Genomic DNA, 16,974 nt, shown 5'->3' with positions numbered 1-16,974 from the left:
GCGGTCGCGGAGGAACGATGGGCAAGAAGCGCAATCAGGGACGATCCGGCAGCGGGCGCTCCGGCGGCGGTCAGGGCGGGTCCGGAGGCGGGCGCACCGCCGAGACCGCGATGATGGTCCGGTTCCGCAGCTGGTACCGCGCGCACCTCGTCGAGGTCGGCGCCCTGCACGAGCACCTCGATGTCGACGAGGCCGTGGAGGTCCTCACCGACCTCTTCGCCATGACCCGCGACCTCCGCCCCCGCGGCTCGTTCGCGCAGCCCGACGCCGAACTGCTCGAGGCGATCTTCGACCAGATCGAGTCCGACCTCTCGGGCGAGGAGAGCGAGGCCGATCTCGACGACACGCTCTTCACCGTCGCCGAGGTCATCGAGCACTTCCTCGACTTCCTGACCGACGAGGACCTCTGGACCGGCACCGATGAGGAGCTCGACGACTGCCAGGCCGTCCTCGACGAGGTCCTCGACCTCGCCGGCTCGTTCGTCGAGGCCGTCCTCGACGACCTCACCGCCGTCGAGGACGTCCCGGCCGACCGGCAGCTCGTCGCCGCGCGGGCCACCGCGCTCGTGCACGCCGCCGACGTCGTCGTCGAGCACCTCGCGGGCGCCGACGACGCGTCGCTGTCCGAGCGCGCCGCTCGCGAGCTCGCCGTCGAGGCGGGCATCGCCTCCGCCGGCTCGACCCCGAGCGACGACGCCGTCCGCATCCCGGTCTCGGCCTGGTGGGACGCGCTCGTGGCCTCCGCCGTGCTCGACTCGGAGGGGTCCGTCGCCGTGCTCGGCGACGCCGCGCCGCTCTGGCGCAGCTCCGACGCCGCCGAGGCCGCCGCCGAGCGCGTGGCCTACATCGCCCGGTTCCTCGAGCAGTGGATCGTCAGCGCCCAGGCCGCGCTCGCCTCCTCCGACACCCAGAGCGGAGCCTTCGCACCGCGCGACCGCGCCGTCACGACGACCGATGCGGTCCTGCTGCGCATCGCCGTCGCCTGCCAGTCGCAGATCCACCCGGGCCTCGTCGTCGGCGAGCTGGTCGACGAGCTCGCGGCCGACGCCGACGTGGCGCTCGAGGAGTCGCTCGACGAGCGCGAGCGCATGGTCGGCGCGGCCGAGCGGATGCTCGACGACGCCGCCGAGCTCGGCCTCCTCCTGCACTCCCCGGAGTTCGGCTACGTGGTGCCGGAGGGTCTGCAGCCCGTGCTCGCCTCGGTGGTGCGCGCGAGCATCGTGCTGCTCGGCGAGCGCGACGCGTCGCGACTCGAGATCCTCGACGAGGCCACGCAGGACTCCGCCTCCGCCTACGCCCTGCGGGTCTCGCTGCTCGGCACGAAGCCCGTGGTGTGGCGCCGGCTCGAGCTCTCCTCCGAGTCGTCGCTGCGCGACCTGCACCTGGCCCTCCAGCTCTCGCTGGGCTGGACCGACGCTCAGCCGCACTACTTCAGCGTCGGCGTGCCCGACGAGGAGGCCGCCCGCATCGGCTCGCCCGCCGACGCCGAGGAGCTCGGCGCCGACCTCGTCGACGAGGCCTCCGTCGCCCTGGCCGAGGTGCTCGAGAACGTCCAGGACGAGCTCTTCTACGTCTACGACCTCGAGGACGAGTGGCGCCACGTCATCCGGCTCGAGGCGGTCTCGCCGCTCGGCGCGGCCCTTCCGCGGTGCACGGGAGCGCGGGGCGCGGCTCCGATCGACGCCCCCGGCGGCCCGGCGGCCTGGGCCGACACGGTCCGCGCGGCCACCGACGCGTCCTCGGCCGACCACGCCGAGGCGCTCGAATCGCTCGGCCTCGCCGAAGGAGCCTCGTTCGATCCGGCCGCGGTCGACGTCGACGGCATCAACCGCTCGCTCGGACTGCTCCGCTCGGGGGTCTGAGCCGGAACCTCGGCCGAGGGTGCTCGTCAGCGGCGACGGCCGCTGCCGGGCACCCCGAGGTCCGGCACGGTCACGGGGTCAGCAGCAGCTTGCCGATGTGGCCGGACGCCCGCATCCGCTCGTGCGCCGTCCCGGCCTCGGCCAGCGGCAGCACCTCGTCGATCACCGGGCGCACCGTGCCGTCGGCGACCAGCGGCCAGACCTTCTCGCGCACCTCGGCGATGATCGCGCGCCGCTCCTCGAGAGGCCGCGCCCGGAGGGTCGTGGCGTGGACCGCGCCGCGCCGGCGCATCAGCGCGCCGACGTCGAGCGCTCCCTGCGCTCCGGACTGGTTGCCGATGAAGACGATCCGGCCGCCGGTCGCCAGCGCCTCGACGTCGCGCGCCAGGTAGTCCCCGCCGATCGGATCCAGGATCACGTCGACCCCCTCGGCCGCCGGTCTCCTCGCGGATCCGCTCGACGAAGTCCTCCTCGCGGTAGTCGATCAGGATGTCGGCGCCGAGCGCGCGGCACGCGTCGAGCTTGCGCGGACTGCCGGCGGTCACCGCGACCCGCGCGCCGATCGCGAGGGCGATCTGGATCGCGGACGTGCCGATCCCGCTGCCGCCGCCGTGCACCAGCACCGTCTCGCCCGCTCGGAGCCCCGCCGTCATCACCAGGTTCGACCAGACCGTGGCGGTCGCCTCGGGCAGCGCCGCGGCCGAGATCAGCCCGATCGACGCGGGAACGGGGAGCAGCAGCCCCGCGTCGACCGCGACGTACTCGGCGTACCCGCCGCCGGACAGCAGCGCGCAGACCTCGTCGCCCACTCCGACGCCGGTGACGCCCGGGCCGAGCGCGACGACCGAGCCCGACACCTCCATCCCGAGGATCCCGGAGGCGCCGGGCGGCGGCGGGTAGACGCCGGCCCGCTGCCCGAGGTCGGCCCGGTTCACGCCCGCCGCGGCGACGTGCAGCAGCACCTCGCCCTCGAGGGGGACGGGATCGGGCACCTCCTCGAGGACGAGGCGGGAGTCGGGTCCGGGTGCGTCGACGCGGATGGCATGCATGCCGCGATGCTACGCCGCGCGATCGGGGCCGGGGTCAGGCGTGCTCGGCGAGGAACGCGAGCACCGCGTCCTTGAAGGCGCGCGCGGGCACCGTGCTGGTGTGGTCGCGCCCCGGGACGCTGACGAAGCGGGCGCCCGCCTCGGCCGCGAGCCGCTCTCCTCCGGGAGCGATCGGGTCGGCGTCGCCGGTGACCAGCAGCATCGGCAGCGCCGGATGCTCGCCCGCCTCGGGGTGGGCACCGCCGCGCACGCCGTCGGCCACGGCCACGAGCGCCGCGAGGTCGTTGCCGGCGACCCCCTCGGCCATGCCGAGGAAGGCGCGGGTGAAGGAGTCGTCGATCTCCCCTCCGCTCGCCACGCGCGCCCGGGCCGCCTCGGCGTCGAACCGGGCGAGCGGCTCGCCGACGGTGAGCCCGCCGAGGCTGAGCGTGGTGACGAGCTCCGGGTGCCGGAGCCCGAGCACCCAGCTCATCCGCGCCCCGAGCGAGTAGCCCAGGACGTGCGGAGCGAGGAGGTCGTAGGACTCGATCACCCGCACGAGGTCCTGCACCATCACGTCGACGCCGTAGGCGTCCGGGCGGTGCGGCTTCTCGCTCGCTCCGTGCCCGCGCTGATCCAGCGCGACGACCCGGTACCCGGCGCGGACGAGGGTGCGCAGCCAGCCCGCCGTCTCCCAGTTGAGCACCGCGTTCGAGGCGAACCCGTGCACGGCGAGGACGGTGGGCGCGCTCTCGTCGCCGACGGAGTAGGTGGCGAGGCGGGTCCCGTCGTCGGCGACGACGAGGACGGGGGAGGGGAAGGCGATCGGGGTCACCGCTCCACCCTGCCGCATCCGGAGGGCGCTCCGACGCCGTCGGTCAGCGCGGAGACCGGGAGGAGCGCACGAACGGCACCGCGATCGGCAGACGGACGGTGCGCCCTCGCCCCGAGCGGATCCCGAGCACCACGCAGAGCACGAGGTTCAGCACGGCGAGGGCGAGGATCGCCGAGATCGTGACCACGGGCCAGTCGGCCGCGAGGGAGTCGCGCACCGAGACGAGGGCGAGGTGCAGCGGCACCAGCATCAGCTGCAGGGCGAGGTAGGTCAGCTGCCAGTTGACGGCGACGACGCCGTTGCGGTCGCTGAGGGCGCCGGTGCGGCGGCGGGCTCCCCACGTCATCACGGTCGCGGTGAGGGAGATCAGCGGCGACAGCAGCACGAAGCCCGCGATCGCGGACAGTCCCGCGAACCAGACGGCCCGCGCTCCGCGGCTGTCGCGGGTCCGGTGCCGGATCTCGTCGTCGTCCATCCGCCACCGCCTCCTCGCGTGCGCCGGTGGAGCACCGGTCGTCCCAGTCTCGCACCCGCCCCCGCTTGTGCGCGGGGGTTCCCCCCGCCCTCCGGGGGTTCACCGGATGGGGCCGCCGCCGGCGCGTCCGTAGCGTGGAGTCATCGCCGGAGACACCGGCCACCACCCTGAACCAGGAGCAGCACGCATGTCCAGCGACGAGCCCACCACCCGCAGCACCACCGCCTCCGAGCAGCCGACCGAGGACCTGGGGACGCGCGCCACGGCCGTGCTCCCCGACCTTGCGGCCGAGGAGCGCGAGTCGTCGCTCCCGGGCGCGGAGCCGTCGCGCGCCGAGGAGCCGGCGGCCGGTACGCCGCGTCCGGAGCGGCTGCGCCCCGAGAACCCGCGCGCCGCGTACCCCGCGCCGTACGGCTCCCCGAGCGTGCCGGCGTACGCCGCCGCTCCGGCGCCGTCGACCCCGTTCTCGCTGACCAGCCTGATCCTCGGCGTGACCTCCGTCTTCTTCGGTCTGACCGTCGTCGCGCCGGTCGCCGGACTCGTGTTCGGCATCCTGGGGCTGCGCCGCGAGCCGACGGGCCGCACGCTGGCCATCTGGGGCATCGTCCTCAACTCGGTGATGCTCGGGTTCGTCGCCCTGATCGCCGTCTTCCTGATCTTCGCCGGACTGCTCGTGCCGTTCATCGCGTATGCGAGCGGCGACTACTCCTGATCCGGAGCGCGTCGACCCGTCGCGAGCGGTCGTCGGCGCGGAGCGATCCGTCGGCGGTGCACCCGCCGCTCAGACCGCCGTTCGCGACGGATCGGCCGCCGTCCTCCGGTCGCGGTGCGCACGCGCAGCCGCCACGAGACCGCTGAACAGGCGGTCGTCCGCGGCGTCCTCCTCCGGATGCCACTGCACGCCGAGCACGAACGGCCGACCCGGCAGCTCGAGGGCCTCGATCGTCCCGTCGGCGGTGCGGGCCGAGACGACGAGCCCGTCGGCCACGCGGTCCACCGCCTGATGGTGGTGGACCTGCGCCACCACGGCGTCCTCGCCGAGGAGGGTCCGCAGGTGCGACTCCGGCGCGATCGCGACGTCGATGCGCGAGAACACCCCGCCCTCCGCCTGGTACCGGCGGTCGCCGACGACGTCGGGCAAGTGCTGGTGCAGGGTGCCGCCGAGACTCACGTTGAGCAGCTGCGCCCCGCGGCAGACCCCGAGCACGGGCACGTCCCGCTCGAGCGCGGCGGTGAGCAGCGCCTCTTCCCACGCGTCGCGGTCGGGCCGGGGCGCGTCGGTCTCGGGATGCGGCTCCTGGCCGTAGAGAGCGGGATCGAGGTCGAGTCCGCCCGTGAGCACCAGGGCGTCGAGCCGGTCGACGACGGCGCGGGCGACCTCCTCGGTGACGGGCTGCGGAGGCAGCAGGAGCCCGACTCCGCCGGCCCGCGTCACCGCGTCGAGGTAGCCGGCGGGGAGGTAGGGCGCCTCGAGGTCCCAGACGTCCGAGACGATGCGCTCGCGGTACGTGGTGAGGCCGATGATCGGCCGGGGTGCGCTCGCGTGCGGCACGGGTCCTCCTGTCGTCGCTCCGCGCCGGGCGTGCGGAGCGGATCCGGGACGATGCAACCACGGACCGGGGGCGGCGTCCGTGCGATCCGCAGGTGTTCCGCCCGGGAAGGCGCCTCCCGCCGCATCGGCCGGCTCCGTGGCCGCCGGATCCCCTGCGGATCGCACCGTCGACTGCGGATCGCGCCGTCCCCTGCGGATCGCACCGTCTCCTGCGGATCGCACCGGCCCGCACCCGCTCCGGGCCCGGGACTGGTCCGGCGTAGGCTGGCGGCGCAGTCCGCGGACCCCTGCACCCCCGGGGCCGCACCGACGACAGCAACGGAGCTGACGTGACCCTCGCACCGAGCACCCTCCCCGAGAGCGACCAGGAAGGATCCGCCGTGACCCGCACCGAGAGCGACTCCCTGGGCTCCCTCGAGATCCCCGGCGACGCCTACTGGGGCATCCACACCGCCCGGGCCCTCGAGAACTTCCCGATCTCGAAGCGGCCCATCTCGATCTACCCCGATCTCGTGCGCGCGCTCGCGACCGTGAAGCTCGCCGCCGCCCGGGCGAACACCGAGATCGGCAGCCTCCCGCAGCACAAGGCCGAGCTGATCGAGGCGGCCTGCCGCCGGATCCTCGACGGCGAGTTCCACGACCAGTTCGTGGTCGGCGTCATCCAGGGCGGAGCAGGCACCTCCACCAACATGAACGCGAACGAGGTCGTCGCCAACGTGGCGCTCGAGATCGCGGGCCGTCCCAAGGGCGACTACGCGACCCTGCACCCGCTCGACGACGTCAACCGGAGTCAGTCGACCAACGACGTCTACCCGACGGCCATCAAGATGGCGATGACCTGGTCGCTGCGGCGCCTCCTCGACGAGCTGGCGCTGCTGCGCGAGTCGTTCTCGCGGAAGGCGGTGGAGTTCGGCGGCGTCCTCAAAGTGGGCCGCACCCAGCTGCAGGACGCGGTGCCGATGACCCTCGGCCAGGAGTTCCACGGCTTCGCCACGACCCTCGGCGAGGACCACGCGCGGCTCTCCGAGACGATCTGGCTGCTCGCCGAGGTCAACCTCGGCGCCACCGCGATCGGCACGGGCATCACCGCCGACCCGCGCTACGGAGCCGCGGCCGTCCGGCACCTCAACGAGCTCACCGACCTCGACCTCGAGATGGCGCTGGACCTCGTCGAGGCGACCAGCGACACGGGTGTCTTCATGTCGTTCTCGAGCGCGCTGAAGCGCTCGGCGATCAAGCTGTCGAAGATCTGCAACGACCTGCGCCTGCTCTCCTCCGGCCCGCAGGCGGGCTTCGGCGAGATCAACCTCCCGCCGCGCCAGGCGGGGTCGAGCATCATGCCCGGCAAGGTGAACCCGGTGATCCCGGAGGCGGTCAGCCAGGTCGCCTACTCCGTCGCCGGAGCCGACGTCACGGTCACGATGGCGGCCGAGGCGGGCCAGCTGCAGCTGAACGCCTTCGAGCCGGTGATCGCGCACTCCCTCCTGCAGAGCATCACCTGGATGACCCAGGCCTGCCTCACCCTGCGAGTGAACTGCATCGACGGCATCACGGCCAACACGGCGCGGCTCGAGGCGATGGTCGCCTCCTCCGTCGGCGTCGTCACGGCGCTCACCCCGAGCATCGGCTACACCGCGTCGGCCGCGATCGCGAAGGCGGCCCTCTCGACGGGCCGCAACGTCGCCGACCTCGTCGTCGAGGCGGGACTGATGTCGCGGGAGGAGGTGCTGCGGCTGATCTCGCCCGCGCGCCTCTCGGGCATCGAGGCGATGACGGCGTCTCTGCCGATCATCCCGCCCGCTTCGGACCGGTAGCCGCTCGCCACAGGTGCATCCCGGCGTAGCTGCGCCAGGGCGCCCAGCGGCGGCCGGCCTCGGCCAGGGCGCGCGGATCGGCGGGGAGACCCGCGGTGGCGGCTCCATTCCTCAGCGCCAGGTCGCCCGTGAGCAGCACGTCCGGATCGCCGGTGACGCGCATCGCCACGTAGCCGGCGGTCCAGGGCCCGATGCCCGGCACCGCGAGCAGGTGCTCCGACAGCTCCTCCCGGCTCCAGCCCGCGTCCAGGCGCAGCCCGCCGTCGGCGAGGAGGGCGCAGACGCGGAGCACCGTGTCGATGCGGCGCGCGGGGCCGCGCAGCACCTCCGCCCCGCGCTCGGCGATGACGGCGGGGGAGGGGAAGCACCGGGTGATCGAACCGGTGGCGATCGTGCCGGGCAGGTCGCCGCCGAGGTGCGCGACCAGGCGGGTCAGCGCGGTGCGGGCGGCGGCGACCGAGACCTGCTGCCCGAGCAGGGTGCGCACCAGCGTCTCGGCCGGATCGACGGAGCCGGGCAGCCGGATCCCGGGGGCGGCCGCGACGAGGGGCGCGAGCAGCGGATCCGCGGCGAGCGCCTCGTCGATCGCCGGGGCGTCGGCATCGAGGTCGAGCAGGCGGCGCACGCGCGAGACGAGGGGGCCGATGTCGGTGATGGAGGCGAGGGTCGCCGTGCAGCGCACCGCCGCGCCGTCGTGCTCGAGCCGCATCACCGCGGGGCCGCCCGGCAGCGCGAGCGAGCGCGCGTAGACGCCGGGTGCTCCTCCTCGATCCCGCCGATGGCGCGCACCGCGAGGAAGTCGAGCACACCCGCGTGGAACGGCGCCCGCACCGGCAGCCGGAGCTCGAGCGTCGTCGCGCCCGCCTGCACCCCGACGCCGGTGCGGGCGCCGCGTGCGCTGGCGCGCAGGGCGCTGGGCGTGCGCTCGTACACCTCCGCGATCGTGGCGTTGAACTGCCGGATGCTCGCGAAGCCGGCCGCGAACGCGACCTCGGACACCGGCAGCTCCGTCCCCGTCAGCAGCAGCCGCGCCGTCTGCGCCCGCTGCGCGCGGGCGAGGGCGAGCGGCGGCGCTCCGAGCTCCTCGCGCAGGATCCGCCCGAGGTGCCGGGCCCCGTAGCCGAGCCGGGCCGCGAGGCCCTCGACGCCCTCGCGGTCGACGACCCCGTCGGCGATCAGGCGCATCGCGCGGGCCGCGGTGTCGTCGCGCAGGTTCCACTCGGGCGAGCCGGGGACCGCGTCGGGCAGGCAGCGCTTGCACGCCCGCAGCCCTGCCTCGTGCGCCGCGGCCGCTGTCGGGTAGAAGCGCACGTTGGCGGGTCGGGGAGTGGCGGCGGGGCAGCTGGGGCGGCAGTAGATGCCGGTGGAGTGCACACCGGTGATGAACCGGCCGTCGAAGCGGGCGTCGCGGGAGGCGACGGCGCGGTAGCGCTCGTCGAACAGCGGATCGGCGGTGGGCACGACACGAGCCTGTCACGCTCGAGCGCGGGGCGATCGCGGGAATCGGACGTCGGCGTCCGCTGTCAAGCTCCGGGGGAGCGGAGCACCCGTGCCCTACTGTCGGTCCCCATGAGCGAGTACCCGCCGCCGTCCCCCGCCCGCCCCTCCATCGTCCCGACCGTGCTCGGCGCGATCGGTGTCGCACTGCTGGGCATCCTGCTGCTGCTCGTGCTGGCGTACGTGGTCCTCGGCCTCGGAGTCAGCGCCGCCGCCGTCTGCGCGGTCGTCGCCCTCGTGCCGCTGCTGGTCGTGCTCTCCGGGGTGCGCTGGATCGACCGATGGGAGCCGGAGGCGCCGCTGGGCCTCTGGTTCGCGTTCCTGTGGGGCGCCGCGGGGTCGGTCGCGATCTCGCTGCTGGTCGATCTGGGCGTGCAGGTGGCGGTCTACGCCTCCGGCCAGCAGCCGAGCGGATCCGACTTCGTCGGCGCCGTGATCCAGGCGCCGCTCGTCGAGGAGAGCGCGAAGGGCGCGGGCGTCCTGCTGATCCTGCTGATCTGGCGCCGCACCTTCGACGGGCCGGTGGACGGCATCGTCTACGCCGCGGTCGTCGCCTCGGGCTTCGCGTTCGTCGAGAACATCCTCTACTTCGGCAGCGCGCTGGTGGAGGGCGGGCTCGGCTCGCTCGCCGTCACGTTCTTCCTCCGCGGGGTGCTCTCGCCCTTCGCCCACGTGCTCTTCACCTCGTGCACCGGAGCGGCCCTGGGCTTCGCGGTCGGCCGCCGCGCCGCGGGCGTGCCGATCGCGCTGCTCGGCCTCGCCGCGGCCGTGTTCCTGCACGCGCTGTGGAACGGCTCGTCGTTCCTGGTCGCCGACTGGTTCGGCTTCTACGGAGTGGTGCAGGTGCCGTTGTTCGTGGTCGCGGTCGTGGTCGTCGTGCTGCTGCGGCGGCAGGAGCGCCGGGTCACCCTCGAGCGGCTCGGCGACTACGCCTCGGCCGGCTGGCTCTCGCCCGCCGAGGTGCGGATGATCGGCACGGCGGAGGGGCGCCGGACGGCGATGCGCTGGGCGCGGACCGCGGGCGGCGACCGTCCGCGCGCGATGAGCGCGTTCCTCCGTACGGCGACGCGCCTGGCGCACCTGCGGCAGCAGCAGGTGGCGGGGCGCGGCGGGCGCACGGGCGCCGTGGACGAGCGGGTGCTGCTCGACGAGCTGGTCGCCCGCCGGTCGGTGCTGACCGGGCGGTGAGGCCCTAGGCGCTCGCGAGCCGGGTGGCGACCCGTCTGCGCCGCAGATCGAGGAGGGCGACGACTCCGGCCGCGACGCAGAGCACCGCGACGACCGGAGCGACGAGGTCGAGGGCGAGCTCGAGCCCGAGGGACGTCGCCAGGGCGCCGGCGGCGATCGCGACGGCCGCCTGGCCGAGGTAGCTCACGAGGTACACGGCCGAGATCATCGAGCCCCGGTGCTCGGCGGGGGCCGCCTGCCCGACGAGCGCGAGACCGCCCGAGAAGCTGAGCGAGTAGCCGACTCCGCTGACCACGCTGAAGGCGAGGAAGAGGGCGAAGGATCCGCTCGCCGCAGCACCCTCCATCAGTCCGAGGCCGCCGATGGCGGTGATCGCCCCGCTGATGATCGCGGTGTGGGCGGGGACCCGCTGGATCGCGAGCGCGGTGATCCCGATGACGATCGAGGACAGGGCGAGAGCGGAGCCGATGACGAGCAGATCGGTCGCGCCGGTCAGCTCGCGGGCCATCTGCGCGCCGAGCGAGAGCACGAGCGCCCCGGTGGCGTAGGCCACCGACACGGCGAGCGTCGCTCCTGCGTAGACCGTGCGCAGTTCCGCGGGGACGTGGGGGAGCCGGGGCCGCCAGCGCCGCGAGCCGCCGGGCCGGTCGTCGCGGGTGAGCGCGAGCAGCACGAGCGCCAGCACGCCCACCAGCGCGAGGACCCAGTAGCTCAGCTGCAGGGGCAGCGGCGCGTACTGCGCCAGGGCCCCCGAGAGCAGGAGCGAGAGCGTCAGCCCGGTGGCGGTCGACACCGTCGTGAGCGACGAGGGCAGCCGGGGGTTCGCCGAGATGTTGTCGTCGACGAGGGAGGCGCTCGCCGCACTGAGCGCGAGCGCGGTGCCCACGCCCTGCAGGGCGCGGCCGACGTAGAGCAGCGCGACTCCGCTCGCGAGCGAGAAGGCGATCGCCGAGACCGCGATGAGCGCGACTCCCAGCAGCATCGTGCGCCGGCGCCCGATCACGTCCGAGAGGTCGCCGACGACGAGCAGGCTCAGCAGGAGCGCCGCGGGGTAGGCCGCGAAGACCGAGGTGACGACGACGGGGGCGAGATCCCACTGGGCCGCGTAGCTCGGGTAGAGCACCGACGGCGCTCCGCTGGACCACAGGCAGAGCGCGAGGACCAGGGTCGACACCCAGAACGCTCCGCGGCGCCCGAAGCGGATCATGCGCGGGAGCGATCGGCTCCGCGGGCGCCGCTCACGCCGCTGCGGCGCGCAGCACGCGGCGCTCGCCGGCGGTCACCGGGACGCCGAGGCGGTTCTGCGCCGGGGGGAGCGGGCAGTTGTAGTGCGGCGAGAAGCCGCACGGCGGGATGTAGGCGCGGTTGAAGTCCAGGAGGACGGGCCCCGGCGTGCCGGCGTCGGCCGCGCCGCCCAGGCGCTGCACCACGAGGAAGCGGCCCACGGGGTAGCTCGCGAGCTCCGGGTCGTCCGAGCGGTTGGTCGGGTCGCCGAAGGGGACGAGCAGCGTTCCTCCGTCGTCGAAGGCCGCCACGGTGTACTCGCGGGCGCTGCCGTCGTCGACGAGCGAGAAGGTGATGTCGCCCGGGACCACGAGCTCGCGCGTCGCGCCGTTGTCGCGCAGGTGCTCGAACGGGATGGTGCGGTCCTCGTCGACCGGCTCGAACCAGGCCTCGAGCACCCAGGCGGCGTCGAACGGGAAGGTCTCGATCGCGTCGAACGAGCGGATGCCCTCCGAGGCGGCGTCCCACACGCGGTAGCCGTACTCCTCCTCGCCGGTGTCGAGGCTCGGACGGCGCATCCGGGTGAGGGTGGCGGTGGGGCCGTAGCCGGCGAGCGCCGCCTCGTCGTCGACGCTCTCACCCGGCTCGAGCCAGCGGGTCTCGACCAGGGCGAGGTCGCCGCGGGGGCCGGTGACGCGCTCGGCGCGGCGGGCGAGCCACGACTCCCAGCCGGCGCGGGCCGACTCCGTGGTGTCGATCGAGGCGCGGGAGGGGGCGGTGATGCTGCTGCTCGTCGGAGGCATGCAGCGTGCAACGCACGGGCGCCTCGAAGTGTTCCCGGGGTGCGGACCGCAGATGAGACGCCTCTCATCCTCGTCTCACACCGGGCTTACGCCCCGTCGGGAGGCTGTGGGCACGGGTCGAGGATCCGCCGTGTCCCCCGGGACGCGATCGCCGCTCCGAGGGGAACGCCATGGTCATCCGCATCGCCCTGTACTCGCACGACTCCGTGGGGCTCGGCCACGTCCGGCGCAACGTCGCACTCGCGCACGCCCTGAACACCGCGCTGCCCGAGCTGCTCGGTGAGGAGGTGACCGGGCTGCTGGTCACGGGGCAGTCCTCCGCCACCGCGTTCGCCGCTCCCGACGGCTGGGACTGGCTGGCGCTCCCCGGGGTCACCACCGGCGACCAGGGCTACCGCTCGCGCCACCTGGACGTCGAGCTGCGCACCCTCACGAGCCTGCGCGGAGGGGTCGTCCAGGCCGGGCTCGCCGCGTTCGCCCCCGACATGGTGATCGTCGACCGGCACGCGTTCGGCGTGCACGGCGAGCTCGAGCCGGCGCTGCGGGCGGTGCGCGCAGCGAATTCCGCCGCGGTCGTCGTGCTCGGGCTGCGCGACGTGCTCGACCGCCGCTCCGCGACCTCGGCCGAGTGGAAGGCGATCGGCGGAGCGGCCGCCGTCCGCGAGCTCTACGACGCCGTCTGGGTCTACGGCGACCCGACGGTGCACGACCCGACGGCCACGGGGGAGATCCCGCCCGGGCTGCACGACCTCGTCGCCCACACCGGCTTCCTCGCGAACGGACGGCTCGGCGCCGGTCACTCCGTCGTCGAGGAGCCCTTCGTCCTCACCACCGTCGGCGGAGGATCGGACGGCCGCGCGATCGCCGAGGCGGCCGTCGCGGCCGAGGTGCCGGCGGGCTACCGGCACGTCGTCGTCACCGGGCCGCAGATGCCCGCCGAGCACCGCCGCGCGATCCGGGCCGCCGCCGGGCCCTCGACCACGGTCGTCCGCTCGGTGCCGGATGCGCTCGCGCTGCTGCGCCGCGCCTCCGCGGTGGTGAGCATGGGCGGCTACAACACGGTGTGCGAGGTGATGAGCACCACCGCCCCTCGCTGGTGGTGCCCCGAGCGCACCGCAGGCAGGAGCAGAGGCTGCGGGCAGAGGCGCTCGCCGCTCGCGGAGCCGTCGAGGTGCTCGAGCAGGACGACGTCACCGCCGAGTCGCTCGGCGCCTGGTTCGCCGCGCGGGTCGGCACCCGGGTGCACCGCTCGGGGATCGACCTCGACGGGCTCTCGGCCGTCGGCCCGCTCGCCGCCGGGCTCGTCGCCGCCGCCCGCGCCACCGCACGCAAGGACGCCGACCGTGCCGTCTGAGACCCCCGTCCCGAATCCCCCAGGAGCCCCGATGCCCCGCACCGCCTACGTCCTCAAGGTCTACCCCCGCTTCTCCGAGACCTTCGTCGTCTCGGAGATCCTGGCTCGCGAGGCCGCCGGCGAGGACCTCGTGATCGTCTCGCTCCGCGCGCCCGACGACCCCCGATTCCACCCCGAGCTCGCCCGGGTGAGCGCCCCGGTCCGCTACCTCGACAAGCCGCTCAAGGCGTCCGCGCTCTGGCAGGGGCTGCGGGCCGCCGAGCAGTCGCCCGAGCTGATGGAGTCCGTCGCGCGCCTGCTGCCCGAGCTGCTGCGGGCGAGCCCCGAGGACGCCTCGCAGGCCGTGCAGCTCGCCGCCGCCGTGCAGCGCGAGGGGGTGACGCACCTGCACGCGCACTTCGCCTCCAGCGCCACGACCGTCGCCCGGCTCGCGTCGCTGCTGACCGGGGTGCCCTACTCCTTCACCGCCCACGCGAAGGACCTCTTCCACGAGTCCGTCGACGCCGCCGACCTCCGGCGCAAGCTCGCCGACGCGAGCTTCGCCGTCACGGTGAGCGACTACAACGTGCTGCACCTCGCCGCACGGTTCCCCGGAGCCTCGGGGCGCGTCCGCCGCGTCTACAACGGCCTCGAGCTCGAGCGCTTCGCCTTCTCGCCGCGTCCGGCGCGCACCGGCGTGCTCCGTGTCGCCGCGGTCGGCCGCCTGGTCGAGAAGAAGGGCTTCGCACTGCTCGTCGACGCCGTCGCGATGCTCGCCGCCGGCGGGCAGGACGTCGAGGTCGAGATCGCGGGGGGCGGCGAGCTGCACGACGCGCTCGACGAGCGGATCCGCTCCGCGGGCCTGGAGTCGCGCGTCCGGCTCCTGGGTCCCGTGCCGCAGAACGGGGTGGCCGCCCTGCTGCGCCGCTCCGACGTGTTCGTCGCGCCGTGCATCGTCGGCGGCGACGGCAACGCCGACGGGCTGCCGACCGTGCTGCTGGAGGCGATGGCGACGGGAGTGCCGTGCATCTCGACCGCGGTCACGGGGATCCCCGAGGTGATCCGCGACGGCGACACCGGGATCCTCTGCCGTCCGGGCCGCGTCGACGACCTCGCCCGGGCGCTCCAGCGCGTGGCCGACCCGGCCTTCGACACCGCCGGCGTCACCGCTCGCGCGCGGGCCCTGGTCGAGAGCGAGTTCGATTCACGGGTCCAGGCCCGCACCCTCGCGGCTCTGACCCGCGACGCCTCCGCGGCGGAGGTGGCGTGATGCGCGTCGCCTTCGTCTGCGCCGACCCCGGCGTGCCCGTGTTCGGGAGCAAGGGCTCCTCCGTCCACGCCCAGGAGATCCTCCGCGCCCTCCGCTCGCGCGGCGACGACGTGCGCGTCTACTGCGCCCGCGCCGGCGGCAGCGTCCCGGCCGACCTCGCCGATGTCCCCGTGCTCGAGCACCGCACCCGGGTGCAGGATCCGGCCGAGCGCGAGCGCGCGGTCGCCGCCGCGGCCGTGCACCTCGCCGAGGCGGTCCTGCTCGACGGGTGCGACCTGGTCTACGAGCGCTACTCCCTCTTCAGCCGCGCCTCGGCGCTCGTCTCGGTCGGGCTCGGCGTCCCCGCGGTCCTCGAGGTCAATTCGCCGCTGATCGACGAGCAGCGCGAGCACCGCGTGCTCCTCGACGAGGACGCGGCCCTCGACGCCACCCGCGCGGTCCTCGACCAGGCGGCGGTCGTCGCGTGCGTCTCCGCCCCGGTGGCGCGCTGGGCCGCCGAGCGCGGCGCCCGGGCTCCGCTCGTCGCTCCCAACGGCGTCAACACCCGCCGCATCCTCGAGGCCCCGTTCCGCGACGGCCACCCGCTCAGCGTCGGCTTCGTCGGCACCCTGAAGCCGTGGCACGGAGTCGGCACGCTGCTCGACGCGGTCGCCCGCCTGGATCCCGCGCTCGTCCGCCTCGTCGTGGTGGGGGACGGACCCGAAGGCCCGGCGCTCCGCGAGCAGGCCGACCGCCTGGGTATCGACGTCGAGTTCACCGGCGCGGTCGCCCCCGAGGACATGCCCGGGCAGCTCGCCCGCCTCGACGTCGGGGTCGCGCCGTACCCGGCTCGCTCCGCCGAGGACTACTTCTCGCCGTTGAAGGTCTACGAGTACCTGGCGGCGGGGCTCCCGGTCGTCGCCTCGGGCGTCGGCCAGATCCCGTCGATCCTCGAGCACGGGGTCACCGGTCTGGTCGTCGCTCCGGGGCGGGCGGAGGCGCTCGCCGCGGCGATCGCCGACCTCGCGGCCGATCCCGCCCGCCGCCGCGCGATGGGAGCCGCCGCCCGCGCCGTCGCGGTCGCCGAGCACGACTGGTCCCGGGTGCTCGGGCGGATCCTCGACGCCCTGCCCGACGCCGGGGAGGCCGCCGCATGAGCCGCGCCGGCCGCACCACCCCCGACCCCGGTGCGCTGCGCCGCAGCCTCCACATCGTGCGCCCGCACCTGCGCGAGCACCGCCTCCTGATGCTCGGCGGACTCGTCGCGCTGCTGGCCGAGGTGATCCTCCGGGTGCTCGAGCCCTGGCCGCTGAAGATCGTGATCGACAGCGTCAGCGCGAGCCTGGGCGCCACGGCCGGCGCCAACGCTGGGACGCCTCCGGCGACGATCGGCCTCCTCGTCGCGTGCGGAGCGATCCTGCTCGGCCTCGTGGGCCTGCGCGCGATCACCGCGTACCTCTCGACGATCGCCTTCGCCCTCGTCGGCTCCCGCGTCGCGACGTCGCTGCGCGCCCGCGTCTTCGCGCACGTGCAGGCCCTGTCGCTGCGGTACCACACCCTGTCCTCGGCGGGCGACACCGTGCAGCGCCTCGTCGGCGACATCGGCCGCCTGCAGGAGGTGGCGGTCACCGCCGGCCTCCCGCTGGTCGGCAACGTCATCACGCTCGTCGTGCTCACCGTCGTGATGCTGTGGCTGGATCCGCTGCTCACGCTCGTCGTCGTCGGCGCGGCCATCGTCTACCTCGTCTCCTCCCGGCGCAGCTCGTCGTCGATCACCAGCGCCTCGCGCTCCACCCGCAAGGGCGAGGGCGCGCTCGCCGACACCGCCCAGCAGACGCTCGGGGCGATCCGCGTCGTGCAGGCCTACGGACTCGAGAAGGAGGTCGGCGGAGCGTTCAACCGCGGCAACGCCACCGCGCTGCACCAGGGCGTGAAGGCCCGCCGTCTCGCCGCCGCGCTCGAGCGCCGCACCGACGTGATCGTGGGAGTCGCGACCGCACTGGTCCTCACCGGCGGCGGCTGGCGCGTGCTCGAGGGGCAGATGACGCCGGGCGACCTCGTCGTCTTCACGATGTACCTCAAGATCGCCATGCGCCCGCTGAAGGACCTCGCCA

General features: G+C 74.6%; 11 protein-coding genes and 3 pseudogenes. 7 read left to right on the top strand and 7 right to left on the bottom strand.

Annotated features, from left to right (window positions below; translation table 11 throughout):
- The first annotated feature begins 17 nt into the window (after nt 1-17).
- The gene (locus tag AC0CID_RS06130; RefSeq protein WP_465226111.1) at nt 18-1,862 is read left to right on the top strand and encodes a plasmid pRiA4b ORF-3 family protein; all 1,845 of its coding nucleotides are present in this window, start codon (nt 18-20) and stop codon (nt 1,860-1,862) included.
- Nucleotides 1,863-1,932: 70 nt separating this feature from the next.
- Here the strand turns inward: AC0CID_RS06130 and AC0CID_RS06125 are convergent.
- The 3 genes and pseudogenes from AC0CID_RS06125 to AC0CID_RS06115 form a co-directional block, all read right to left on the bottom strand.
- Nucleotides 1,933-2,911, bottom strand: a pseudogene (locus AC0CID_RS06125) (NAD(P)H-quinone oxidoreductase).
- A gap of 34 nt (nt 2,912-2,945) precedes the next feature.
- Nucleotides 2,946-3,725 (bottom strand): alpha/beta fold hydrolase, encoded by a 780-nt coding sequence (locus AC0CID_RS06120; RefSeq protein WP_465226110.1) that lies wholly within the window; start codon nt 3,723-3,725, stop codon nt 2,946-2,948.
- Nucleotides 3,726-3,768: 43 nt separating this feature from the next.
- Nucleotides 3,769-4,200 carry a magnetosome magnetite crystal formation protein family gene (locus AC0CID_RS06115; protein ID WP_465226109.1) on the bottom strand — a complete coding sequence of 144 codons (432 nt, stop codon included), beginning with the start codon at nt 4,198-4,200 and terminating at the stop codon, nt 3,769-3,771.
- A gap of 187 nt (nt 4,201-4,387) precedes the next feature.
- Between AC0CID_RS06115 and AC0CID_RS06110 the strand changes: the two genes are divergently transcribed.
- Complete coding sequence (locus AC0CID_RS06110) at nt 4,388-4,912, top strand: DUF4190 domain-containing protein (protein WP_465226108.1); 525 nt, start codon at nt 4,388-4,390, stop codon at nt 4,910-4,912.
- 69 nt (nt 4,913-4,981) lie between these two features.
- Here the strand turns inward: AC0CID_RS06110 and AC0CID_RS06105 are convergent, their stop codons facing one another.
- Nucleotides 4,982-5,752, bottom strand: coding sequence for a gamma-glutamyl-gamma-aminobutyrate hydrolase family protein (locus AC0CID_RS06105; protein WP_465226107.1), 771 nt, complete (start codon nt 5,750-5,752; stop codon nt 4,982-4,984).
- A 329-nt stretch (nt 5,753-6,081) separates the two neighbouring features.
- On the opposite strand from AC0CID_RS06105, the gene AC0CID_RS06100 reads away from it, so the two are divergent.
- Nucleotides 6,082-7,566 (top strand): aspartate ammonia-lyase, encoded by a 1,485-nt coding sequence (locus AC0CID_RS06100; RefSeq protein WP_374070882.1) that lies wholly within the window; start codon nt 6,082-6,084, stop codon nt 7,564-7,566.
- Here AC0CID_RS06100 and AC0CID_RS06095 read toward each other — a convergent pair.
- A pseudogene (locus AC0CID_RS06095) lies at nt 7,541-9,027 on the bottom strand (DNA-3-methyladenine glycosylase 2 family protein). The gene AC0CID_RS06100 and the pseudogene AC0CID_RS06095 sit on opposite strands and share 26 nt — an antisense overlap.
- Nucleotides 9,028-9,135: 108 nt before the next feature.
- Here AC0CID_RS06095 and AC0CID_RS06090 point away from each other — a divergent pair.
- Entirely contained in the window at nt 9,136-10,251 is a 1,116-nt protein-coding gene (locus AC0CID_RS06090) for a PrsW family intramembrane metalloprotease (RefSeq protein ID WP_465226106.1), read from the top strand.
- A gap of 4 nt (nt 10,252-10,255) precedes the next feature.
- On the opposite strand, the gene AC0CID_RS06085 is transcribed toward AC0CID_RS06090, so the two are convergent.
- Together AC0CID_RS06085 and AC0CID_RS06080 are read right to left on the bottom strand one after the other, a co-directional pair.
- A complete protein-coding gene (locus tag AC0CID_RS06085) occupies nt 10,256-11,458 on the bottom strand; it encodes an MFS transporter (protein WP_465226105.1) in 1,203 nt (400 codons plus the stop codon).
- Nucleotides 11,459-11,489: 31 nt separating this feature from the next.
- Entirely contained in the window at nt 11,490-12,278 is a 789-nt protein-coding gene (locus tag AC0CID_RS06080) for a DUF1684 domain-containing protein (protein ID WP_465226104.1), read from the bottom strand.
- 170 nt (nt 12,279-12,448) lie between these two features.
- Here AC0CID_RS06080 and AC0CID_RS06075 point away from each other — a divergent pair, with 170 nt between their 5' ends.
- The 3 genes and pseudogenes from AC0CID_RS06075 to AC0CID_RS06065 form a co-directional block, all read left to right on the top strand.
- Nucleotides 12,449-14,881 (top strand): glycosyltransferase, encoded by a 2,433-nt coding sequence (locus tag AC0CID_RS06075; RefSeq protein ID WP_465226103.1) that lies wholly within the window; start codon nt 12,449-12,451, stop codon nt 14,879-14,881.
- Nucleotides 14,881-16,017: a glycosyltransferase family 4 protein gene (locus tag AC0CID_RS06070; RefSeq protein ID WP_465228058.1), complete on the top strand. Its 1,137-nt coding sequence runs from the start codon at nt 14,881-14,883 to the stop codon at nt 16,015-16,017. The genes AC0CID_RS06075 and AC0CID_RS06070 overlap by 1 nt, the downstream gene beginning before the upstream one ends.
- Nucleotides 16,014-16,901: pseudogene (locus AC0CID_RS06065) on the top strand (ABC transporter transmembrane domain-containing protein); the annotation flags it as partial. The gene AC0CID_RS06070 and the pseudogene AC0CID_RS06065, both read left to right, overlap by 4 nt.
- Nucleotides 16,902-16,974 lie beyond the last annotated feature (73 nt).

The organism is Rathayibacter sp. AC451, from assembly GCF_979253095.1.
The sequence above is the reverse complement of the archived record's forward strand: the minus strand, read 5'-3'. Positions and strand labels throughout refer to the sequence as shown.

Excerpts from the sequence above, each read along its gene's own strand:
- AC0CID_RS06130 (WP_465226111.1), top strand. The coding sequence starts at position 18 with ATGGGCAAGAAGCGCAATCAGGGACGATCCGGCAGCGGGCGCTCCGGC.
- AC0CID_RS06115 (WP_465226109.1), bottom strand. The coding sequence starts at position 4,200 with ATGGACGACGACGAGATCCGGCACCGGACCCGCGACAGCCGCGGAGCG.
- AC0CID_RS06110 (WP_465226108.1), top strand. The coding sequence starts at position 4,388 with ATGTCCAGCGACGAGCCCACCACCCGCAGCACCACCGCCTCCGAGCAG.
- AC0CID_RS06090 (WP_465226106.1), top strand. The coding sequence starts at position 9,136 with ATGAGCGAGTACCCGCCGCCGTCCCCCGCCCGCCCCTCCATCGTCCCG.
- AC0CID_RS06085 (WP_465226105.1), bottom strand. The coding sequence starts at position 11,458 with ATGATCCGCTTCGGGCGCCGCGGAGCGTTCTGGGTGTCGACCCTGGTC.
- AC0CID_RS06080 (WP_465226104.1), bottom strand. The coding sequence starts at position 12,278 with ATGCCTCCGACGAGCAGCAGCATCACCGCCCCCTCCCGCGCCTCGATC.
- AC0CID_RS06075 (WP_465226103.1), top strand. The coding sequence starts at position 12,449 with ATGGTCATCCGCATCGCCCTGTACTCGCACGACTCCGTGGGGCTCGGC.
- AC0CID_RS06070 (WP_465228058.1), top strand. The coding sequence starts at position 14,881 with ATGCGCGTCGCCTTCGTCTGCGCCGACCCCGGCGTGCCCGTGTTCGGG.